The organism is Marinobacter sp. C1S70 (genome assembly GCF_000475355.1).
Classification (GTDB): domain Bacteria; phylum Pseudomonadota; class Gammaproteobacteria; order Pseudomonadales; family Oleiphilaceae; genus Marinobacter; species Marinobacter nauticus.
Genome location: NZ_AXBW01000023.1, coordinates 22,102 through 42,819 on the forward strand (window position 1 = coordinate 22,102; position 20,718 = coordinate 42,819).

At 59.8% G+C, this 20,718-nt stretch carries 20 protein-coding genes; 9 read left to right on the forward strand and 11 right to left on the reverse strand.

The features are described 5' to 3' along the window. Window positions 1-68: 68 nt before the first annotated feature. The 5 genes from Q669_RS07590 to Q669_RS07610 are packed head-to-tail and all read right to left on the reverse strand — an operon-like array spanning window position 69 to window position 4,897. Window positions 69-1,262 (reverse strand): cation:proton antiporter, encoded by a 1,194-nt coding sequence (locus tag Q669_RS07590; RefSeq protein WP_022991815.1) that lies wholly within the window; start codon window positions 1,260-1,262, stop codon window positions 69-71. 4 nt (window positions 1,263-1,266) lie between these two features. Beyond that, window positions 1,267-1,737, reverse strand: a complete 471-nt coding sequence (ybaK, locus tag Q669_RS07595) for a Cys-tRNA(Pro) deacylase (RefSeq protein WP_022991816.1) — start codon at window positions 1,735-1,737, stop codon at window positions 1,267-1,269. 60 nt (window positions 1,738-1,797) lie between these two features. After that, a complete protein-coding gene (locus Q669_RS07600; protein ID WP_022991817.1) occupies window positions 1,798-3,102 on the reverse strand; it encodes a DSD1 family PLP-dependent enzyme in 1,305 nt (434 codons plus the stop codon). Window positions 3,103-3,104: 2 nt separating this feature from the next. Beyond that, on the reverse strand, window positions 3,105-4,514 hold the full coding sequence (locus tag Q669_RS07605; RefSeq protein ID WP_022991818.1) for a D-arabinono-1,4-lactone oxidase: 1,410 nt from the start codon (window positions 4,512-4,514) through the stop codon (window positions 3,105-3,107). Between the two features lie 2 nt (window positions 4,515-4,516). Continuing rightward, the gene (locus Q669_RS07610; protein ID WP_022991819.1) at window positions 4,517-4,897 is read right to left on the reverse strand and encodes a c-type cytochrome; all 381 of its coding nucleotides are present in this window, start codon (window positions 4,895-4,897) and stop codon (window positions 4,517-4,519) included. A 135-nt stretch (window positions 4,898-5,032) separates the two neighbouring features. Between Q669_RS07610 and Q669_RS07615 the strand changes: the two genes are divergently transcribed. From Q669_RS07615 to Q669_RS07625, 3 genes are all read left to right on the forward strand, one after another. After that, on the forward strand, window positions 5,033-6,256 hold the full coding sequence (locus Q669_RS07615; protein WP_022991820.1) for a sensor domain-containing diguanylate cyclase: 1,224 nt from the start codon (window positions 5,033-5,035) through the stop codon (window positions 6,254-6,256). Between the two features lie 71 nt (window positions 6,257-6,327). After that, window positions 6,328-7,614 carry an EstA family serine hydrolase gene (locus Q669_RS07620; RefSeq protein WP_022991821.1) on the forward strand — a complete coding sequence of 429 codons (1,287 nt, stop codon included), beginning with the start codon at window positions 6,328-6,330 and terminating at the stop codon, window positions 7,612-7,614. 162 nt (window positions 7,615-7,776) lie between these two features. Continuing rightward, window positions 7,777-8,004, forward strand: coding sequence for a hypothetical protein (locus Q669_RS07625; RefSeq protein WP_022991822.1), 228 nt, complete (start codon window positions 7,777-7,779; stop codon window positions 8,002-8,004). A gap of 26 nt (window positions 8,005-8,030) precedes the next feature. Here the strand turns inward: Q669_RS07625 and Q669_RS07630 are convergent, their stop codons facing one another. Then, window positions 8,031-9,122 (reverse strand): hypothetical protein, encoded by a 1,092-nt coding sequence (locus Q669_RS07630; RefSeq protein ID WP_022991823.1) that lies wholly within the window; start codon window positions 9,120-9,122, stop codon window positions 8,031-8,033. Between the two features lie 101 nt (window positions 9,123-9,223). On the opposite strand from Q669_RS07630, the gene Q669_RS07635 reads away from it, so the two are divergent. Genes Q669_RS07635 through Q669_RS07645 form a run of 3 tightly spaced genes read left to right on the forward strand, consistent with a single transcriptional unit; the run spans window position 9,224 to window position 13,747 of the window. Continuing rightward, window positions 9,224-12,772, forward strand: coding sequence for a 7TM diverse intracellular signaling domain-containing protein (locus Q669_RS07635; protein ID WP_022991824.1), 3,549 nt, complete (start codon window positions 9,224-9,226; stop codon window positions 12,770-12,772). Then, window positions 12,762-13,307 (forward strand): hypothetical protein, encoded by a 546-nt coding sequence (locus Q669_RS07640; protein ID WP_022991825.1) that lies wholly within the window; start codon window positions 12,762-12,764, stop codon window positions 13,305-13,307. The genes Q669_RS07635 and Q669_RS07640 overlap by 11 nt, the downstream gene beginning before the upstream one ends. A gap of 26 nt (window positions 13,308-13,333) precedes the next feature. Beyond that, window positions 13,334-13,747, forward strand: coding sequence for a response regulator (locus tag Q669_RS07645; protein WP_011783682.1), 414 nt, complete (start codon window positions 13,334-13,336; stop codon window positions 13,745-13,747). Window positions 13,748-13,781: 34 nt separating this feature from the next. Here the strand turns inward: Q669_RS07645 and Q669_RS07650 are convergent, their stop codons facing one another. Continuing rightward, entirely contained in the window at window positions 13,782-14,054 is a 273-nt protein-coding gene (locus Q669_RS07650; RefSeq protein WP_031209774.1) for a hypothetical protein, read from the reverse strand. A gap of 551 nt (window positions 14,055-14,605) precedes the next feature. Here Q669_RS07650 and Q669_RS07655 point away from each other — a divergent pair. Beyond that, the gene (locus Q669_RS07655; RefSeq protein ID WP_014420082.1) at window positions 14,606-14,842 is read left to right on the forward strand and encodes a hypothetical protein; all 237 of its coding nucleotides are present in this window, start codon (window positions 14,606-14,608) and stop codon (window positions 14,840-14,842) included. Here the strand turns inward: Q669_RS07655 and Q669_RS07660 are convergent. Further along, window positions 14,811-15,323 carry a hypothetical protein gene (locus Q669_RS07660; protein ID WP_022991828.1) on the reverse strand — a complete coding sequence of 171 codons (513 nt, stop codon included), beginning with the start codon at window positions 15,321-15,323 and terminating at the stop codon, window positions 14,811-14,813. The genes Q669_RS07655 and Q669_RS07660 overlap by 32 nt on opposite strands. Before the next feature lie 152 nt (window positions 15,324-15,475). On the opposite strand from Q669_RS07660, the gene queC reads away from it, so the two are divergent. Both queC and queE read left to right on the forward strand, forming a co-directional pair. Further along, complete coding sequence (gene queC / locus Q669_RS07665) at window positions 15,476-16,141, forward strand: 7-cyano-7-deazaguanine synthase QueC (protein ID WP_022991829.1); 666 nt, start codon at window positions 15,476-15,478, stop codon at window positions 16,139-16,141. Beyond that, complete coding sequence (gene queE, locus Q669_RS07670; RefSeq protein WP_022991830.1) at window positions 16,141-16,797, forward strand: 7-carboxy-7-deazaguanine synthase; 657 nt, start codon at window positions 16,141-16,143, stop codon at window positions 16,795-16,797. The genes queC and queE overlap by 1 nt, the downstream gene beginning before the upstream one ends. Window position 16,798: 1 nt before the next feature. Here the strand turns inward: queE and Q669_RS07675 are convergent, their stop codons facing one another. The 3 genes from Q669_RS07675 to Q669_RS07685 all read right to left on the reverse strand — a co-directional run bounded on the left by Q669_RS07675 (window position 16,799) and on the right by Q669_RS07685 (window position 20,714). Further along, the gene (locus Q669_RS07675; protein WP_022991831.1) at window positions 16,799-17,842 is read right to left on the reverse strand and encodes an AraC family transcriptional regulator; all 1,044 of its coding nucleotides are present in this window, start codon (window positions 17,840-17,842) and stop codon (window positions 16,799-16,801) included. A 124-nt stretch (window positions 17,843-17,966) separates the two neighbouring features. Next, on the reverse strand, window positions 17,967-18,824 hold the full coding sequence (locus tag Q669_RS07680) for an alpha/beta fold hydrolase (protein WP_370258380.1): 858 nt from the start codon (window positions 18,822-18,824) through the stop codon (window positions 17,967-17,969). Between the two features lie 129 nt (window positions 18,825-18,953). After that, window positions 18,954-20,714: an ExeM/NucH family extracellular endonuclease gene (locus tag Q669_RS07685; RefSeq protein WP_022991833.1), complete on the reverse strand. Its 1,761-nt coding sequence runs from the start codon at window positions 20,712-20,714 to the stop codon at window positions 18,954-18,956. Window positions 20,715-20,718 lie beyond the last annotated feature (4 nt).

The window sequence follows — 20,718 nt, forward strand, 5'->3', positions numbered from 1 at the left end:
GTTTCAGCCGGGCCATTGGCCCGGCATGAATCCCCGAAACCCGGTGCGCTTGAGGCTCACCGGGTTTTTTATTCGTCTGGCTCTTCCTGGTAGCCCTGTCCGGTTTCACCGGCCTTGCGTAGCTGAAGCAGCGTCATCGGCGGGCCGATTAACTCGAATAGCACCGTAGCGCCAATCACCAGCGGCAGAATGTAGCCAAGCTCCGGCAGCCGCTCGGTGGCCACCAGGGCGAGGCCAAGGGCAACGCCGGCCTGGGGCATCAGGCAGGCGCCGATACGCTGCCGGGTTTCCGGGGCGGAGCCGGCGAGCAGGCCGCCCAGGTAACCACCGGCCAGTCGGCCGCCAATGCGGGCCATTACATAGGCCAGGCCAAGCGCACCGAGGGTGGGGAGCGCCAGCCAGTCGAGCTGGTACCCGGCCATAAAGAAAAACAGTGCCAGGAAGGGCTCGGAAATGCCCTCGATGGAACGGAACGGCCGAACGTGATGTCGGGCTCGGTTCGCCACCACAATGCCCAGGGTCATGCAGGTCAGCAGGTACGACAGGCCAAACCAGCTGGCCAGCCCCGCCGCGACAAAGACAAACCCGGCGGATTCCAGCAGCATGGGTTCACCCGGCCGTAGCCGCCCGGTCAGCCAGACCATGGGAAACCCCAGTACCATACCCAGCAGCACCGAGCCTGCCACTTCCCAGAGCCCGTGCAACATGGCCGTGGGGCCGCTCAGGTCGCCGTTGCCCAGCAACAGACCGGCCGCCACCAACAGAACACTGAACAGAATGGCGCCCCAGGCATCGTCGATGGCGACCACCTGAAACACCAGCCGGGTGAGCGGGCCGTTGGCGCCCGCTTCGCGCAGGACATCCAGGGTCGCTGCCGGTGCCGTGGCGGTGGCAATGCCGCCCAGCAGCAGAGCCGCCGGCAGGTTGCCGGTGACGGCCCAGACCGCCAGGATGACCGCCACGGCGGTCAGCAACGTGACGGCCAGGCTGACAATCAGCGCTTCTTTTCCCTGCCTGAGATCCCGCGCCGACATTCGTTCTCCCAGCAGAAAACCCACCATCGCCAGGGTTAACTGGGTAATCAGGCTGAAGCTCTGGTCTGCGTTATCCGGCAGCAGGTCAAGCAAATCTGGTCCAGCCAGGGCGCCCAGCAACAGCAGCAGGGTCACCCGGGGCACGTGTACCTTCTGGCCCACGGCGTGCGCAGCGAGTGCCAGCAGCAGGGTGCTACCGATAAGGATCAGGTCGCTGGAGTGATTCACCCCCTTACTCCTGTTGCAGCAGAGCGAACCGGGCCTGGGTCAGTCGGGCCAGATCGGCGGGTGCCAGTTCGATTTCCAGGCCCCGTTTGCCGGCACTGACAAAGATCGTTTCGAAGTCCTCGGCAGACTGGTCGATGAAGGTTTTCAGAGGTTTTTTCTGGCCCAGGGGACTGACCCCACCCAGGACATAGCCGGTGGTGCGCTGCACCAGCTGTTTGTCGGCCATGAGTGCTTTCTTGGCACCGGCAGCCTTGGCAATCTGTTTCAGCCCGAGCATGGCGGTGACCGGTACGATGCCCACCGCCAGATCCTTGCCATCCAGGCTGACCACCAGGGTCTTGAACACCTGGGCCGGGTTTGCACCGATTTTTTCCGCCGCTTCCTCGCCATAACTTTCCGCAGCCGGATCGTGCTCGTACTCGTGGATGGTGTAGTTCACCCGGGCTTGTTTGGCGGCGTTGATTGCGGGGGTCATGACGGTTCCTGTCGGTTGGATCGAACGTAGCACCGATTAAAGCATGTGCCGCCAACGAGTTCATCCTTCCCGGAACACCGGCCAGCGTTCGGTAATGCCTCCCCTGACCGGATCAAAGACGGCCAGATCGCCGAATTGCAGGAATACCGATTCGCTCTGGTGCGGCCGAAGGAATACCCGGTCGCCCTCTGACAGGTCGAGCCCATCGGCGAAATTCAGCATTTCCTGATTACTGGATCGGCCATAAACCGGATTATCGGTTAATCCTGCCGGTGACACCGGCGTTGCCGGCCAGTAGCCGCCGTAGATGAAGGCCGTGCGGGCCCGGTTGGGGTTCCACAGCGCCTGCAGCCGGCCCAGCCCGGGTGCACCTGGAATCCGGGTGGTTTCCAGCAGCTTCAGGACCGGCGTGGCAATGAACACCGCGGGCCGGTGCTCAGCCAGTGTTGGCAGGTCGAAATCCGCGGGCATTACCAGGCCGGAACCGGCGGAGAGCTCATTCACGGGCAGCTCGCCGGACAGCCCGCGATAGAGCTGATAGGTGGTGGACCCCCCGGTGTTAAGTGTCAGGTCTGTCAGTGAGCGTCCCAGGTGTTGCTCGGCGGTGGACACGTAATCCTGATACCGCGCCATGGCCCGGTCCCGCAGCCAGGCCGCTGGCCCCGGTGCTTTCATGATATGAGGTTCGTAGCCCATGAACCCGCTGAAACTGAGCCAGGGCGAGCGTTCAATCATGGTGAGGACCCGAGCCAGGTCACCGGTGTCGGTAAACCCGCCACGATGCAGGCCAACATCGATCTCCAGGTTAATCCGCAGCCGGCGTTGTTGTGCCCGGGCGAAACCTTCATAGGCCTCAAGCCGCTGCCGGGAATCCACCAACCATTGCAGTTGCTGTTCTGGCCGGAAGCCGCTGGTACTGAATGTGAGCTGCTGGTAGAAACGGTCAACGGCGGCCACCGGAAGCGGCTTGCCCATCAGCACATCCGCCTGAGGCAGGGCCTCGGCCACGGTGTTGAGAAAGGGTTGGTGGAAAACCATCAGCCGGTTGCTGCCGGTGGCCGCCATGATTCGTTGCAGAAGCGGCAGTGACGGCAGTGATTTGACCACAATGCGGTAATGGTATTCGCCGTTCAGGTGGCTGTTCAGGGCCGACAGGTTGTGCTCCAGCCTGGCCTGATCCAGCACCAGCGTGGGGGTTGCCTGGCCGGCTTCAGTAAGGGCAACGTCCAGGGCCCGGAAATAGGGGTTATGTCCGTCCCGGCGGGCTTCTGGTCGCAGCCAGGCCAGGGAGCCGGCGGCACCCAGGGCGGTGGCGCCGAGCAGAAGCCGGCGGCGTTGTCGAACAAAGGCATCACTGTGGGCCATGGTTACGTTTTCTCCCCGGCCGTCTCGAACAGGCTGGCCAGGTAAGGATTGAGAAACCGCCCGCCCGGGTCCAGGCTGCGCCGCACCTCCAGAAAATCCTGCCACCTGGGATACAGGGCCCTGAAATCGCCGGACTTGAGGGTGTTGAGCTTGCCCCAGTGGGGCCGGCCGCCGTGCGGCAGCAAAATCGGCTCCAGCGCCGCGAACATGGGTTGATAGTCTTCCTCGAAGAATCGGTGTACCGCAATGGAGACGGAATCGCGCTGGTAAAACGGGCTGAGCCAGGCATCGTCGGCCTTCACAAAGCGAACCTCGAAAGGAAAGAACACCTCGGGAAACTGTGCTTCCACTACAGACACAATCTCCCGGAAGGCCGCCTGCCAGTTTTCCCGCGGCAAATGGTATTCCATTTCATTGAAACGGACATTGCGGTCGCTGGTGTAGTTCTGCCAGGACGCGGCCACTTTCACTTCTTTGTCGAGGGAGCGGATATAGCCGCCCAGAATCAGACGGCGTAACCGGGGCGACCAGGCCAGGTAGTCCCGCGCCCGTTGAAGATCCCGGGCGCCGTCGTTCTGGTCCAGCTGGGTGGTGGCCGATACCGGTTCGTCGGTCAGATCATGCTGGCTGGTAAAACCCATGCCGGAAAAAGGAATGTAATAGAACTCGTAGTTGCGATGCTGGTCGGCGCGGGCATCGGCAGCATCCAGAATGTCGTCCAGTGGCAGCCACTCGGTGGTCTTGCGCAACCGGTAAGGTCGGGTGTTCTGCAGGGTCACGTCGGTCACAATGCCCAGGCAGCCGAGGCCAACCCGGGCGGCGTGGAAAATCTCCGGGTGCTGTTGCCGGCTGCATTCCAGCAGTTCGCCCCCGGCGGTCATCAGCGTGAGGGCTTCGACATAGCCGGACAGGCTCATCAACCCGGCGCCGGTGCCGTGGGTCGCGGTGGCTAACAGCCCGCCCAATGCCTGTTGATCAATGTCCGGCATGTTGAACAATGCCTGGTTGATGGCGTCCAGCGGCCGGCCTACCTGCCCCAGCAGGGTTCCGGCAGCGATGCGGGCCTGGCACTGCTGATCATCGTGGCTCAGAACACCGATCATGCGCGCCAATGAGACCAGAATGCCGTCGGTGGGTACCAGGGCCGAGAATGAGTGCCCGGACCCCACGGGCCGTATGGTAGTCCCCGCATGGTCAGGGTTCTGCAGCAGATGCCGGAGCTCGTCAATGTTGGCCGGAGCAATCCGGTTTTCGGGCAGGCAGGTCTGGGAGCCGGACCAGTTTCGCCAGGGCAAAGGGCTTTGTGATGGCTCGCCCGCAGCCGGCAAGGCGCGCTCACTGGCGTTGGCACCGGTCAGATGGCTGGCGATGGCAGTGCTGACCAGTAACTGCAGGAAATGGCGCCGTTGCATCGTCAGTGCTCCTCCGTTTCGGCGGGTGTGGCCATAAAGCGAATCAACTGGCGGAACTGCTCTGCGTTGCAGTCCATACAGAGCCCGTAGGGTGGCATGCCACCGATGCCAGAGACCACGTTATCCACGAGGCTTTCCATGCCTTTGGCCAGCCTTGGCTGCCAGGCCTCGCCGTGGCCAGTCAAGGGGGCATCCGAGGTGCCGCGGGCGTGACAGGTCTGGCAGGATCGCTGGTAAACCGCGGCCAGTTCCGGGCTCGCCGGGCTGCTGTTGGCGGCATGGGCCTGAACGGCAGCGGATGGGCTGTGACCGCCATTACAGGCAGCCAGGCCGAGGGTAATGGTGGCCACAACGGCCCGAGGCAGATGCTGGTGCAATCTCATTCTTGTTATCCATAACGCGATTATGTGTCACGTTTAGTGTCATTGATCCCGACTGAAACTGCAAATCCTTCTCGACTCATGACCTGTAACTGTCTACTTTTTGTATAGGAATCTAGAGGCAACAAGGAAATTCGCATGGAGTCAGAACGGCCGGATTATCCGGGGTTGACCCGACTGAAGGGAAGCTACAGTCCGCTGAGACGGGCGCTGTGGGCAACTCTGGTGTATCTGATGGCCGGGCTTATCTGGATTGCCTTCTCGGATCGCATTGCCGAGCTCTGGTTTCCGGATCCCCGCATGTTGTCGTTGGTACAGACGTGGAAAGGATTTCTGTTTGTCGTGGTGACCAGCCTGGTGCTGTTCACGGTGATTCTGCGCCAGCTCCACAAGGATCGCCTGCTGCTGTCCCTGCAAGCCGACCAGCGCCGCGCCCTCCGCCGCCGTGAACGACAGCTGACGGTGCTGATGGATAACCTGCCGGGTATGGCCTACCGTTGCCTGCCCGACGAAGACTGGACCATGTTGTTCGTATCGGCCGGGTGTGCCGATCTCACGGGGTATCAACCTGATGAGCTGATTCGTAATCGAACCACCAGCTACGCGGCCCTTATGGATGAGGAAGATGCCGGACAGGTCGCGCAGGAAGTGGAAGCGGCGGTCCGCAAAGATGAGTCCTTTTCCGTCGAGTACGCCATTACCCGCAAGGACGGCCGGAAGATATGGGTCTGGGAGCGGGGCTGCGGTGTGCTGGATGATGACGGCACCATGGTGCTTGAGGGCATTATTCTGGATATTTCCGACCGAAAGCAGCTGGAAAACGAGCTCGAAGCACTGGCGACGCGGGACTCACTGACCGGCGTGCTCAACCGCCGGGAGTGCTCACGGGTGCTGATTGAAGAGCTGGAGCGGGCGCGTCGGTACAACCGTCCCCTCGCGTTATTGTGGATCGACTTTGACCACTTCAAGGAAATCAACGATACCTGGGGCCACGCTGCAGGGGATTCCGTGCTCTGTTCCATCAGCAGTCTGCTCGAGGACAGCGTTCGCAGCGTTGATACCCTGGGCCGTTTCGGGGGCGAGGAGTTTGTCCTTATTCTGCCGGAAATGGACGTTGCCGAAGCTGAGGAAACGGCTGAGCGTTTGCGCCAGCGTGTCTGCAATCAGCCGGTGGCCCTGGAATCCGGCCACAACATTCGATTGACCATCAGTATTGGCGTGGCGGTCTTTCCTGACCATGGCGATACCCTGGATGCACTTTGCGCTGCCGCCGACAAGGCGATGTATCGGGCCAAAAAACAGGGTCGGAACTGTATCGCCATGGCACAGGCGGTTCAGCCAGTCCATAATGGTTTCAGATAGTCACGTTTTCCGGCCCCGGTCGAAAAACCTCTGGAGCACCCACCAATAACAAGACTGATAAGGCGTTTATCATGCATTCACTCGCCCGCCGTGCCCTGCATACCTGTAATGTACCTCGGGACCTTACCCAGGTGACATTTTGCGACTCCGCCGGTGAACATCCGGATCGGGTCGGGCTCGACGGTAACGCCGCCGAAGCCGTCTGGCGTAGTGTTGAGGCCCTGTACAGAACGGGCGTGCATCCCGGTATTCAGTTGTCACTGCGTTATCGGGGTGAGCAGGTATTGCACCGGTCGATCGGACACGCCCGGGGTAATGGTCCTCACGATCCGGCCTCGTTGCCGCGCATTCCCATGACCACCGACACCCCGATCTGTTTCTTTTCCGCCTCCAAAGCAGTCACCGCGTTACTGATGCATATGTTGTCCGAGCAGGGGCTGGTCAACCTGATGGACCCGGTGTCCTACTATTGCCCGGAATTTGCGCGTAACGGCAAGCGCACGATTACCGTGCATCAGATTCTCTCCCACCGGGGCGGTATCCCCGCGATACCCCGGGAAACGCCGATCGACGTGCTTTGGGACCGCGACGAAATCTGGCGGCTTCTGTGCGCCGCAAAGCCAGTCGAAGTGGACGGCGCCAAGGTGGCCTACCATGCCATTACCGGTGGATTTGTGTTGCAGCGGGTGCTGGAAAAGGTGACCGGCGACACTATCGAAAGCTACCTGGATCGTTACCTGCGCCGGCCCATGGGTATGAAATGGTTTACCTATGGCATTGCTCCCGAACACCTGCACGAGCTGGCCAGCAATTATGCGACCGGGCCGACACCCCGGTTTCCGGTGTCCTGGGTGGTGAACCGCGCCTTGGGCGGTGATATCCGGACGGTGGAGAAAGTCACCAACGACCCCCGCTTCCAGGAGGCGGTGATCCCCGCCGGAAATCTGTGTGGCACGGCCGAAGAAATGGGGCGCTTCTTTCAGATGATGCTCAATGGTGGCAGTTGGGATGGCAAGCGCATCTGCAGCGAACTCACGGTTCGCCGTGCCATCCAGCAATTTGGCTCACTGCAGATGGACAGGACCATGCTGGTGCCCATGCGATTCAGTGCCGGCATGATGCTGGGCAGCAATCCTGTTGGCCTTTGGGGCCAGCAAAGCCGTTATGCGTTTGGCCATGTCGGGCTGATCAATAAACTTTGCTGGGCGGACCCGGCCCGGGACATTTCCGTCAGCTTGTTGAACACCGGTTTTCCGATTGTGGGCCATCACTTACCAGCCCTGGCCCGTTTCGTCTACACTGTCTGCAAACAGTTCCCGGTGTTGCCGGAAAACCAGCGGAGACTGGTGGCAGCCTGAGCGTTTCATTAAGGCGCCAGGCCTTGGCGCTCAAGGCCTGACGCCAGAATCTGTCAAAAAAAGTGAAAGCTTGTTCATTGTAATTGCACTTTGTCTGACAGTTCGGCACACTTGGCATCAATCAATAAGGATGTTTTCCACACTCATTGGACGAGGTTAACTATGGAAAAGCCGCAATTTCCCCCGCCTGAGCAGCGTAGCGTCAAGCTTGATCAGCACGACAGTGTTCGTTCCCACGTGCAGCAGCAGATCTGCGATGAGGTGCAGCGCCTGGAGCGTCGTATTGAAACCCTGCGCCTGACCAAAGCCCCCCACGCGGCCATCATGATTTCCACATACGAACGGATGATCTGCCGAAAAAAGGGCTTTCTGCAGAACTGGGACCTGTAACCGGCCCGGTTCTGCAGAGACGATTGCTACTGTCGGTCAGGTGTTGATTCTGCATTCCAGGACATCAGGAATTCCGTTTCCGGCTGATTGGCACAGTTTGCCGGATTGCTGACGGTTGGAATGTCATCGGCGTTCTCGTAATCGGCTGGATCTTCCTCCGGATCCGGAATTCTTGCCGGTTCGTCGTTGGAGACGAACAGATGGACCGTGCTCATGCCGTAATCCAGTTCAATGCGGAGACAGTCCGGGCTGTCGTCCTCCATATTGAAGCCGTGTCGACTGAAATCGATGACCGCGTGCTCCGGGCTTTTAATATACAAGGTATCTTTCTGGGTAGTTCCGATGAATTCCTGGCGCAGTTCGATGCCGCCGTAATCCCGTGACACGTAGTCTGCTGTTGCGTATTCCGGCTGGTTGTAGTCAATGGCGCTGAATGAGGCTGCACTGAACCTCGAGCCTGCGAGAACGCTCAGCAGTTGTGGTTGTTTATCCCGGTCTTCGGCGTCAACGCTGCGGGCAACGTGCTGGATAGTTCGATAAACATGCCCGGTTTCGCTGCCAGCCTGGTAACGCCAGTCCAGGGTCTGATATCGCCATTCCCGGGCATTCAGAGGTTGGTTTTCAAGGGTTGCAGCCTGATCGGTAAATCGGATGGAGGCCTGGTTGGCCCTGGAGTTATAGGTTCCTGATTCATCGGCTTCAATGCGCCTGCGGATATAGCCCCGCCCTTCATCAAAATTATCAACGCGCCCTACGCTGATCACCTGATTCATCAGATCGAGAGGGTTACGGACCTTGCGGTAGCTTTTTCCGTCGCTGGTGGGCTCGGCACCGATAAACCGGTCGATATGGCGACGGATGTCGGCAGCCGTTGCCTGGTACTCCGCGGTCTGGTCCGCGCCGTTCGGCTCGATACCGGGATAGAAGTCAGCAAAGCGGGTTTTGCTCAGAGTATTCGGGGCACGGTCTGTATCCGCCAGGTCGAAGGTGCTGAAGGTGAGATCAACATTACTGGCCGGATTTAACGTCGACGAGGAATCGCCGCCACTGTCGACCCGACACCCGCTGAGTGTCAGTAACGTGAGTGAAACAGCAGCAAAAAGGCAGGAATGTCTCATTTCAGGTGACCCCGGGGTGCGAAAAAGCGTGTGAACGGCTAAAGTGACGAGTGCTGACAATAAACGATAAAGCACGCAGCTACCCGCGCGGAGATCACATTTTGCAGCAACGGTTTGCCCATATCCCGGTGCGGACGGTGGTTCTGCTCCTGTTTCTGGCCGTTCTGGTTTTGCCATCTGTGGCGAAGGCCCAGAATGCCTGCCGGGATGGGCAGATCATGCTGGATCACAACACCGGTAGCATTCCGGATCTGGGCGAGTGCCTCTGGTACCTGGAAGATCCTGAGCAGTCACTGACGATTGATGAGGTTCGCGCCGCAGGCGAGGACAGGTTGACCCGTCATCATGGTGGCGTACTCAACTTCGGTTATACCGGCTCCGCCTACTGGACTCGCTTTGACCTGAGCACCCGCCGTTTGACCTCCCGCTCGGACTGGATACTGGAGTTGGCGCTGCCACTGGTGGACGATGTTCGGTTGTATCTGGTTCGGGATGGGCAACTGGTGGAACAGCGCCAGACCGGGTATCTGGACAGCTGGGACGACCGTGATCTGGCCGTGCCAAACCCGACCTTCCGGCTCAGATTGTCGCCAGACACCGTCACCACGGTTTTCCTGCGCATTACCAACACCAACACCTTCCGCCTGCCGATTACCCTCTGGCACCCGGACAGTTACATAGAAAAGGTCTCCATCGACGAAGCCGTACGCGGGCTGCTGCTGGGTGCCATCCTGGCTATCCTGGCTTACAACCTGTTTGTGGCGGTATCGGTGCGGGAGCGCAGCAACATCTACTACGTGCTCTACCTGGTATGTGCGGCGGTATTCATCGGTACCGAACAGGTGCACGGGGTTCAGTTGCTGGATAGCCGGCCAGCCTTGCTCAACAAGGAATACCTCCATTTCCAGATTATCCTGACCTGGTTCTTTGGCCTGTTGATGGCCCGTTCGCTGCTGGAAACCCGGCAACGCTCGCCCGATCTGGATCATGTACTCCGGTTATGTCTGACCTCTGTCGTCACCACCTTTGGTTTGTCGTTTTTCATGCCCTATTCGGTGGCCATGGAATGGATTGTGGTCGGCTCGATTCTGCTCAGTATCATTCTGATTGTGGTCAGTTATCTGTCCTGGCGCTATTACAACCCGGCAGCACGCTCCTATTTCTTTGCCTGGACCCTGGCCCTGATCGGGTTTGGTATCTATGCGCTGACGGTGATGGGTTACCTGCCGCTGAATACCTTTACCAGCTATTCGCCACAGTTCGGCCTGACGGCCCAGATCATTCTGTTTTCCTTTGCCCTGGCTGACCGAATCAAGCAGGTTCAGGGCGAGGCCCTGGCCTGGAACCAGCGCGCTCTGGCAAACCTGAGGCGTTACCAGTCGCTGTTTGATAACGCCATTGAAGGCGTGTTCCAGATGTCACCGGAACGTCGGTTTGTGACCGCCAACCCGGCCATGGCAGAGTTGCTGGGCTACAGCAGCAGCCGTGAGCTGCTGGTGCGAGACCCGGATGTGCTGGAAACCTGCATTGCCGACGAGCGGTTGCGGCGCCTGGTGGTCGAGCAACTGGAAGCCCGGGGCACGGTCAAGGGGATTGAGGCCCGTTACCTGACCCGTCAGGGCGAGGAGCGCTGGGCCACTATCTCCCTGCACACGGTGTATGATGCTGAGGGCCTGCCCATGCATCTCGAAGGCACCTGTATTGACGCCACAGAAAGCCATCAGCGCCTGCAGATCGAGCGGGAGCGGGAGCAGGAGCGGCTTGAAAAAGAGCTGGCCCGGAATTCCGCTCAGGCCAAGAGCCAGTTCCTGGCCAATATGAGTCATGAAATCCGGACCCCGCTGGCGGCCATCATCGGTTATGGCGAAACCCTGCTGGACCCGGATCTGAACGAAACCGAGAAACGCAGCAGCGCTGAAACGGTGGTTCGCAGCGGGCGGCACCTGCTGGAGCTGGTGAACGATATCCTCGACCACTCAAAGATCGACGCCAACAAGCTGGATGTTGATGTGGTGCCGGTCAATCTGCCGGAGTTGCTGGATGAAATCCGTGCCTTCTTCGCCCCCAGGGCCCGGGAAAAGGGCCTGGATTTCAGTATCATCTGCGATTATCCCCTGCCCGAGAAGATCCGGACCGACCCAACCCGTTACCGACAAATTATCATTAATTTGTGTGGAAATGCCCTGAAGTTCACGGAAAATGGGTCTATCTCCCTGATTGTTCGCTGTGACCGCGACGCCGAGAAGCTATACGCCCGAGTGGTAGATACCGGGATTGGCATGAAGCCGGAACAGCTGGACCGTCTGTTTGATCCCTTTGCCCAGGGCAGCACCGCAATTTCCCGCCAGTATGGCGGCACGGGGCTCGGCCTCAGTATATCCCGGAGGCTGGCGGAACTGCTGGGCGGTGATATCCGGGTGTCCAGCACCTACGGTGAAGGCAGTGAATTTGAAGTGTGCATCAGCACCGGTGAACTCACGCAGGTTCACTTCCTGCGGGATGCCTCCGAGTTCAGCCAGCGGCGCCGGGCCATTGCCATGGTCATGGCGCCCCGGTTGTCGGGCCGCATCCTCTGTGCCGAGGATAACGATGTAAACCGTCGGCTGGTGTCGTTGCTGGTGGGGCGCACCGGTGCCGAGCTGGTGCATGTCAGTAATGGCGCGGAAGCCCTGGAACGCGCCACCCGCGAGCACTTCGATCTGATTCTGATGGACATCCAGATGCCGGTGATGAATGGCCGGGATGCCACCCTGGCGTTGCGGGAAGCAGGTGTTAACACCCCGGTGGTTGCGCTTACGGCCAATGTTATGGCCGAGGATATCGCCGAATATCGTCTGGCGGGATGCAATGATCACCTGGCCAAACCCATCGACAAGCAGCGCTTTTACGAGGTATTGGCCCGTTACCTGGCGTTGTCGGCGGAAACGGCGGTGGGTTCCGGTCACCGATACAGCGGCAAGGTGCTGGTGGCCGAAGACAACGATGATAACCGTGGGCTGGTGGAGCGGATGCTCCGCCGCACCGGCGCAGAGCCCTTGCTGGTGACCAATGGGGAAGAGGCGGTTCGCCGGGCCCTGTCGGAAACCGTGAAACTGGTGCTTATGGATCGCCACATGCCCGGCATGGACGGCGTTGCGGCCACCCGGCTTTTGCGTCAGGCGGGTTTCCGGCGCCCGATCATTGCCTTTACCGCCGGTGATCAGGCAGAGAATGAAGCCTTGCTGGAGGCCGGGTGCGACGGGGTGCTGAACAAGCCCATTGACCATGCCCACCTGCAGGCCCTGCTGGATCGCTATCTGCCGGTGGAACAATGGGTCGGCGAGGCGGTTGACGATGACATTGGTCCGCTGGTGAACCGTTTCCTCGATAGCCTGGCTGAGCGAAAGCGGCGCATGGAAGCCGCGCTGGCCCAGGGACAGTTGCAGCAATTGCAGTCCGAGAGCCATCAGATCAAGGGCACCGCCGGTGCCATGGGCTATCCGTTGATGACAGAACAGGCAGGGATACTTGAGCGATGTGTACGCTCAAGCCCCGGAGAGAGGGGGATGATTCGACAGGAACTGACCATCCTGAACGCCATGATTGACCGGGCCCTTGAGGGTCACCAGAGGTCGTCGAAAACCACAAAGGAACAGGCCAATGAGCGATAACCAAAAACAGGAACATTATTCCCTGAGCATGATGTATGGCACATACGCCGACATACTGTTCGTACTGTTTCCGTTTCTTGTCATTGCCATGCAGCGGCTCTGGGATGGCAACCTGTACCAGTCCCTGATGCGGCCCGACCTGAGTATTGCTGCGGCGATTCTGGCCGGCCTGGCTATCGGCAAGTTTGTGCTGGGGTTGGTGACCAATCGCGATCTGGGGCGCTACAAAGAGCGGATTGTGTTTTTTATTGCCCTGACGCTGTTCGTGGTCCTTGGGCCGGCCATCATCCTGATCCTGAGTATGACCGGGAACTCGGAGATTCCGGGCTTTGTGGCCTTTGTGCAGCCGGTACTGCTGATTGTCTCCATTTCCCTCTATACAACGGCAGTCAGCATTGCCAATATTCTCACCCGGGTGACCGCGCCACCGTCCGTCGGTGACCATGGCGGGCCCGCCGGTGATGAACCGGTTGATGTCCGCCCCGGGCCCGCACCTCTGGACTTGCCGCGCCGAACCGGCAACGATACCTACTGAGCCAGGGCACAGAACAGGAGAGTGTAATGAGTGATCTCAGAGTACTGGTGGTCGAAGATGAGCCGGTGATGCGGGAGCGTCTGGTCGACATGCTTTACAAAGCCGGTGCTACCAGCGTGTCTGAATGTGCGGATGCTGCCTCTGCCAGGGCGGCGTTCGAGGCCAGTGAGTTCCAGATCATTCTGCTGGATCTGGGACTGCCGGATGGTAACGGTCACGAACTGATGACCCGTTTCAAACAGGTTCGGGAGAACCAGCATATTGTGCTGGTCACCGCAGACGATTCCATTGAGAGTATTCAACGTGCCATCAGTGCCGGCGCGAATGGCTATGTGGTGAAGCCCTACTCCCAGGAAAAGATTTACGATGTGGTGAACAACTACGCCATGGTCCATGGCGGTGATCTGTCGATGATGGATGGGCTGAACCGGCATCATTGACCGGTTCAGCCTGCGGCTTTGGCGGCACGTCTGATCAGGCTACCTGGCGGGCAATCCAGGAGTTGTAGCGGGTCGCAAGAGCCCGGACATATCGGGCTTCGGCGCCGTCCAGATTGCTGAGTACGCCTTTGAAAATCCAGCCCCGCTCGTACAGACCCAGCACCCGCTGCTCGTCATCCAGGTTGACTCGTTGATTGAGTTTCTTGCAGATTGCATCCAGCAGCGGCAGCTTCTCCGGGCGCTTGATCGGAGCCTGACGATTGGCCATGGGCTGGTTCGCTGCACGTGATGTCGGATGTCTTCTCATGATGTTCTCCTTGTCGTTTTGCGGCTGCAAAAACAGAAAACCCCGGAGCCTCACAGGCAACCGGGGTCTGGCGGAGAAGCTGCCCCGGTTGCCGCAACGGCTCCCGGGACTGACCGAAAGCCGTTAGCTGTCTTTCACCATGGCACGCACGGCCTGCCCAATCTGGCAACCGGCGGCTGAGTATACGGTGTGCTTTGAAATCATCCTGGTCATATCGGCTCTGTGGATTCGGTTCAGTCATCAGTGTATAGGCAATTGGACGGTTTGCAATAGCCCAGCTCATTCGGCAAACCCGTACAGACGCACCGGCGGGAAATCCTCATACTTCTCCCTGTCACGTGTTTTTACGTTGTGCAATCCGCGGTACCTGCCTGGCAGGTATCGAATGGATCTCTCCTTTCTACGCAGCCCGATGGGCTGCGTTTTTTTTGCCATCTCGGTAAGTTCGTAGCCACTACTTCGTACAGCCATTTATGGCGGCTTTGGCGATAATTCAACCACTCAATACATCCAGTTATCCAATTGATATCCAGAGGTTGAAACCGAAGAAAATGCCCGAAGAACCCGGACCTGCCCGTAACAAGTTCCGTTCTGATTTTATTGTCGAGATTGCCCTGATTGTAGCGGTTGCCGTTTATCTGGTGATGGCGCAGGGGCAAGTGGTGGGTGAGAACCTGTCCTTTACGGTTACTGGTGCCGCGCTGATGGCACTGGCCACCTACTGGACACTTCATACCATCCGAGATGGCCTGGAAGTTATTGCACTGCGGCTTCGCCCCGGCAAATAACCCGTTCCCAGGTTTTGTGCAGGATGAGTGCATCGTTGGCTGCCCGATGCACGGGCAGCCCGAGTTCGGCAATCACCTGCTGGCGGATGCCTGACCAGTGGCGTACCTGGCCCGGGTCGAGCAGCATGGAAATGGATTCCAGTTGAAACGCCGGAACCTCACCGGCAGCCCGGAATAGCCTGTGTAGCCAGAAGCTGTCGAAGGTCCAGGCGTCACAGAATACCTGCTCCGGCAACAACTTGTTTAATTGCTGAGCCACCTCGCTAACCGGCATGCCTTCCTGCAACAGCCGTTGCCGTGATATTCCGTGAATGGTTTCCGCGCTTTCAGACCAGTCCTGCCAGAGCACATGGGGCTGAATCAGCCAGCTGTGCAGTGCCCCGTCGGGCATGCAGATGCCTACCTCAATCGGGTAGCTGGCGATCAGGTCGAGGCTGGACGCCTCAAAGTCAATAAAGGCCGGGCTGAAGTCTGAGCTCATTGAATCGGTGCTGGTGCTTTGTCGTTTTCTTTCGAGTTTACCCCTGATCTTGCCAGGACGCGAACCCAACTCGGTTTGTCACTGTTACAATATGGCCACGCTTTGTAAAAGCCCGATGACACACCCTTCTGAAAAACTGGTGCTGACCCCTCATGACTGACTCCGTTGTCGTTATCTATTCCGGTGGTATGGATTCTTTCACACTGTTGCACCTGGCCCGCGCCAGGGGGCTCAAGGTACATGCCCTGTCCTTCAACTATGGCCAGCGCCACGTGCGGGAACTGGATGTGGCCGCCGATGTTTGCCGGGCTGAAGGTATCCCCCACAAAGTGATTGATATCCGTGCCATGAGTGAGGTGATGTCCGGCTCTTCTCTGACGTCCGACATCGAAGTGCCTGAAGGCCATTATGAAGAAGACACCATGAAAGCCACGGTTGTGCCCAATCGCAACATGATCCTGTTATCGCTGGCGACCGGGTATGCGGTGACTACCGGGGCGGGCGCGGTCTGGTATGGAGCCCATGGCGGGGACCACGCCATTTACCCGGATTGCCGGCCGGAGTTTGTTGAAAAAATGGATGCTGTGTGCCGGGTGGCCAACTACGAGCCCGTGGGCATTGAGGCACCCTTTATGGCCATGGACAAGGGCCAGATCCTGGCTGAAGGGCTCAAGCTGGGCCTCGATTACAGCCAGACCTGGACCTGCTACAACGGCCGCGACAAGGCGTGCGGACGTTGTGGTTCCTGCGTCGAGCGGCTGGAGGCCTTTGCCGCCAACGGCGTCACCGATCCACTGACCTACGAGCGTCTTGCCTGATGTACCGCGTCAAGGAAGCCTTTTACACTCTCCAGGGTGAGGGCGCCCAGGCTGGACGCGCGGCGGTGTTCTGCCGGTTCAGCAAATGCAATCTCTGGACGGGGCGTGAGAAAGACCGGGCGAATGCGGTGTGCAATTTCTGCGACACAGATTTTGTCGGTACCGATGGCCAGAATGGCGGCCGCTTCGACACCCCGGAGACCCTGGCCGCCCATATCCGGTCACTGTGGCCCGATGCTCCTGGCCGGCCCTATGTGGTCTGTACCGGTGGTGAGCCTCTGCTGCAACTGGATGAGCCTTTGATCAGGGCCTTTCACCGGGCCGGGTTTGAGGTTGGGGTGGAAACCAATGGCACATTGCCTGCGCCCGAAGGTATCGACTGGCTGTGTGTCAGCCCGAAAGCCGATGCCGAGGTGGTCATTGCCGAGTGTGATGAGCTGAAGCTGGTCTACCCGCAGCCGCTGGCGCCACCGGAGCGATTTCTGCACATCCGGGCGAGGCATTACTTCCTGTCACCCATGGCCTCACCGTCTGTGCCGGAGGGTGGGCCGGATGCCATCAAGCAAAGCAATACCCGCAAAGCCACGGACTACTGCCTGGCGCATCCGCAATGGCGGTTAACCTTGCAGATGCACAAGATTCTGGGCATCGACTGAGTCAGGCGGTTTCCGCGGTCTGCAGTTCCCGGTTGCGAAAGTGGCTGGGGCTCAGCCCCGTCCAGCGTTTGAACGCCCGGGTAAAATTGGCGGCGTCGGCATAGCCCAGGCTGTCGGCAATCTGGCTCAGATTCATGGTGGTGCTGGCCAGCAGATCCCGCGCGCGCTCCAGGCGCACCTGGTCCACCAGGGCCTGGAAGCTGGCTTCTTCTTCCTGCAGCCGGCGTTTCAGGGTGCGCTCTGAAACATACAGGGTGGAGGCCACCCGGGCCAGTTTTGGCGGAAACGGGTGGCTGGTTTCGATCACCCGTCGAACACGGCAGGCAAACCCGGCATCTTCTTTTAGCTGTTTCAGTGCCGTTTCGCATTGTTCCCGCGAACTGACCGCCAACTGATCGTTACTGAACTGCACCGGCAGATTGAGCTGGCTGGCAGGAATCACCAGGGCATCTTCACTGGCACCATAGTCCACCGGCACCCCGATGGAGCGTCGGAACCGGTGAAAGTGATTGGGTTCCGGGCCGCGGCGCAAAACCTGCGTTCCGGGCACCGGGCTGCCAGTGAGTTGTGCCCCCATGGAAACGCAGCCGAACAGCACAGCATCCAGAACGAATCCCTGCAATGGGCCCAGCTCGATATCGCATTTGACCGCGTACCAGACATTGCTGCCTGCGACTCGCTTCTCTACCTTCAGATGCGGTGCCCGCAAGGTGAGATAGCGGGTCATCAGCTCCAGAGCCTCGGCCAGCGTGCGGCTGCTCATGACAGCGGTACCCAGTGCACCGTGCAGGGGCAGCTTGAGTTCCCTTGCCAGCAGGATACCAAGCCCCGGCTCACCACTTTCAATGATGGCCCGGGTCACAAACTCGCTGGCCTGGGCCTGGCTGACCCGAAGTTCGGTGGAATTGAGCCGGGTGGGATCCAGCCCGACTCTCAGAATCAGGTCCCGTTCATCAACACCAATGGTATGAAGCAGCTCGGCCAGGGTATGCAGGTAGATGGCCGGCATGCCCAGATCCTGAGAATTGGAAACAGAGGCGCGCATGATGTTCCTCGTCAGCGTGTGTTGTTGTTATGTAAGGGAGCTCGTTGGAACCGATTATGGCGCTTTGCACGGTTGAGCCCCATGACTTCGCTGACGGGTCAATGGGCCAGAGAGGCCAATTGCTTTATCTCACCTGTCGTTGAACAAACTCCTGCAACACCCTGGCGGATTGGCCCGGGCGTTCCAGCATGGGCAGGTGGCCGACACCCGGGAACACGTGAACTTCAGCATTGGGTGTGGCGGTACGAAACCAGTCTACGCAACGGGTTGGTGTGATCACGTCGCGATCACCCCATTGCACTTGCAGGGGTGGAGTGTCTGGGCCAAGAAATCGCGCGGGCGCCAGGGCATCGGCCAGCATATCGTTGAAAATGTGCCGCAGCGACGCTTGCCGTTTGAGCAGGTCAGGCCCCAGCAGACCGGTCATGGCCAGTCCGGGTACCGTGGGCTTGCCATTCCCGACGCTGTTGAACATGCGGTAAACGCCGGCCCAGTCGCCAGGAATAAGAATGGCATCGCGATCAGACTTGAAGGGCGCGTTGATATCCACATCCGGGTGTTCCGGGATGCCGGCGCTGTTGAGCAGTGTGACCGAGCGGGGTGGCCGGTCCAGCTTATGGGCGAGGATTGCGGCAATGGCACCGCCCATGGAACTGCCCGCCAGATGCAGGTTGTCGCCCGGGTATTCAGACAGCCAATCCCTCAGCCGCTCTGCCTGGCGTTCGTAGCGATAGCTGGCCGCGGGCTGATACTGGCTTTCGCCCAGCCCCGGCAGGTCCGGAATCAGCAGATGCCAGTCCGAAGGCAGCTTCTGCATCCAGAGCGCCCAGTTCTCCTTCATGGAGGCAAAGCCATGGATAAGCACCAGGGTCGGACGCCCCGGGCCGGGCCGGCCGCGTTCCAGAAAAATCATGCGATGACCGTCCACACCGGCTTCCCGGCGTTTGGCTCTGAGCAGCCAGCGTTGTCCGGTTCGGGCCATGGGCCAGAGATCGGGTACAGGGATCGATGCCACGGGCATACCTCATTACTGTGAATGCCTTGTCAGTTTAACGCGGCGCGGGCCGTGCGCTATTGCCCGGCTGCCGGACTCCGGAGGCGGTGCAGCAAGTCAGCGGGTGGGAGTGAGGTTCAGATCGGTCAGCACGGGATTGTGGTCAGACGATCGCCACGGGCCCGACTGATCCGGGGTCTGACGGTAGCTCAGCGCCCGGGGCTCATCAGCGTTGATGTTCCAGGTTTGCGCCTGCTCAATCCAAGGCATCAGTGCCGGGCTGGCAAGAGCGTAATCAAGGGTACCTTTCTGGCCTTGGTACCGGTAGGTATAGTGCTCGCACTGCATTGGCAGGCAAGGGTAATACTGGTGTACCAGGCTGGTGAAACCGGCTTCCTGGAACCGTTCGACCGGCGCCTCGCGGGCATAGCTGTTGAGATCGCCAGTAATCAGTACGGGTGTGGTTTCGGGATCTCCGGCCAGCGCCTGGAGCCAGATCACGATAGCGTTGGCGCTGAGGGTCCGCTGCCGGTTGTAGCAGCCCTGCCCGTCGCCCTGATCCTGCTCTCGGGCCGCTGCATGCCGGCAGGATTTTGATTTCAGATGTGGTACCACCACCCAGAACGTCAGCTCGCTTCCCCGGGCACGGAATGCCTGGGCGAGTGGCGGGCGGGACGCGCCTGGAAGTTCGCCTGGTCCGGGCCTGTAAGCCGGGCCAGTAGGGCGGACCCGGGATTCCCGATAGAGCAAGGCAGTGCGGATGGCATCGTTGCCGTCCCGGCCCGGCGTCTGTACGACTGCCCAATCAGCGCCGAGCGTCCGGGCCAGGCCAGCCGCCGCACTGTCTGGGCCGTAGCCGTCATTTTCCAGTTCGGTCACGGCAAGGATGTCAGGGTGCGCGTCCTGGATGGTTCGGGCGAGTTTACGGTTCTGGGTCTGAAACTGCTCGAGCGATGATGCGCCCCGTGGCGTGGGAAAGCCCTTGCCCTGCCCGTCGCCATTGAAGTAGTTCTGCAGGTTCAGGGTCATGATCCGGATACTGTCCGTTGATTTGGTCGGCGCTTGTGGTCTGGGGTTACGGGCCTGGAAACGTGGTACAGCGCCCGGTTGAACCCGCCACTGGCCAAAGCGGTAATCCAGTACGCCCTCCAGTTCTGACACGATATCGCCGGCCCGAACGGTATCGCGTTCTGAGAGCCAGGGCACCGGCGTCGGGTTTTGCTTGCCCAGGCCGTCGTCCAGGGTTATCCGTTGCGCCAGGTTTTGCTGTTCCAGTGTGCGGGCAGCCGGACCTGGCGCTAACTGTTCTGTGGCAATCACCTGATCGCTGGCCGCCAATGCCAGCTCGCCGTACCTGGCCAGGTTGTAATTATCGATGACCGTCAGGGGCTCGTCGAAACGCACCCGCATGTTTTCCAGGCTTTCGGGTGGTTGCGACCAGGGTAGCGATACGTTGATCGGCGCTGGCAGGGGTGCCTGGCCGCAGACTGAAAGGCTGTGCACCGGTGCCAGTTCGGTCAGGCCGTGAAACTCCTTGACGGTGCCGGTAACCCGCACCCGCTGACCCACGGTGCCAGCGGCTTTGCGGGTATAGACAAACAGTGCTTCTGAGGTGGCTGGATTGTCATCGGTCTGGTGATCGGCCTGCTGCAGGTAGAATCCGGAAAAGCCGCCAGGTTTTCGGGCATCCAGTACAAGAATGCCTTCTACGGTCACGGTTTGGCCGATCAGTGGGGATTGGTTGCCGCTGCCCTGTACCTGATGGATGGGCGTGGCGGAAGCTCCACAGCGGTTATCGGCATGCGCCTGGAGTGGCGTCGCCGATAACACGAGCCCCAGGTAAAAAAGGGCAGTAAAGGTCTGGAGCGGTCTGGTCACGGGG

What these genes read in the sequence shown, in the direction of transcription:
- ybaK (WP_022991816.1), bottom strand. Translation starts at nt 1,737, where the DNA reads ATGACCCCCGCAATCAACGCCGCCAAACAAGCCCGGGTGAACTACACC.
- Q669_RS07600 (WP_022991817.1), bottom strand. Translation starts at nt 3,102, where the DNA reads ATGGCCCACAGTGATGCCTTTGTTCGACAACGCCGCCGGCTTCTGCTC.
- Q669_RS07605 (WP_022991818.1), bottom strand. Translation starts at nt 4,514, where the DNA reads ATGCAACGGCGCCATTTCCTGCAGTTACTGGTCAGCACTGCCATCGCC.
- Q669_RS07610 (WP_022991819.1), bottom strand. Translation starts at nt 4,897, where the DNA reads ATGAGATTGCACCAGCATCTGCCTCGGGCCGTTGTGGCCACCATTACC.
- Q669_RS07615 (WP_022991820.1), top strand. Translation starts at nt 5,033, where the DNA reads ATGGAGTCAGAACGGCCGGATTATCCGGGGTTGACCCGACTGAAGGGA.
- Q669_RS07620 (WP_022991821.1), top strand. Translation starts at nt 6,328, where the DNA reads ATGCATTCACTCGCCCGCCGTGCCCTGCATACCTGTAATGTACCTCGG.
- Q669_RS07625 (WP_022991822.1), top strand. Translation starts at nt 7,777, where the DNA reads ATGGAAAAGCCGCAATTTCCCCCGCCTGAGCAGCGTAGCGTCAAGCTT.
- Q669_RS07630 (WP_022991823.1), bottom strand. Translation starts at nt 9,122, where the DNA reads ATGAGACATTCCTGCCTTTTTGCTGCTGTTTCACTCACGTTACTGACA.
- Q669_RS07640 (WP_022991825.1), top strand. Translation starts at nt 12,762, where the DNA reads ATGAGCGATAACCAAAAACAGGAACATTATTCCCTGAGCATGATGTAT.
- Q669_RS07645 (WP_011783682.1), top strand. Translation starts at nt 13,334, where the DNA reads ATGAGTGATCTCAGAGTACTGGTGGTCGAAGATGAGCCGGTGATGCGG.
- Q669_RS07650 (WP_031209774.1), bottom strand. Translation starts at nt 14,054, where the DNA reads ATGAGAAGACATCCGACATCACGTGCAGCGAACCAGCCCATGGCCAAT.
- Q669_RS07655 (WP_014420082.1), top strand. Translation starts at nt 14,606, where the DNA reads ATGCCCGAAGAACCCGGACCTGCCCGTAACAAGTTCCGTTCTGATTTT.
- Q669_RS07660 (WP_022991828.1), bottom strand. Translation starts at nt 15,323, where the DNA reads ATGAGCTCAGACTTCAGCCCGGCCTTTATTGACTTTGAGGCGTCCAGC.
- queC (WP_022991829.1), top strand. Translation starts at nt 15,476, where the DNA reads ATGACTGACTCCGTTGTCGTTATCTATTCCGGTGGTATGGATTCTTTC.
- queE (WP_022991830.1), top strand. Translation starts at nt 16,141, where the DNA reads ATGTACCGCGTCAAGGAAGCCTTTTACACTCTCCAGGGTGAGGGCGCC.
- Q669_RS07675 (WP_022991831.1), bottom strand. Translation starts at nt 17,842, where the DNA reads ATGCGCGCCTCTGTTTCCAATTCTCAGGATCTGGGCATGCCGGCCATC.
- Q669_RS07680 (WP_370258380.1), bottom strand. Translation starts at nt 18,824, where the DNA reads ATGGCCCGAACCGGACAACGCTGGCTGCTCAGAGCCAAACGCCGGGAA.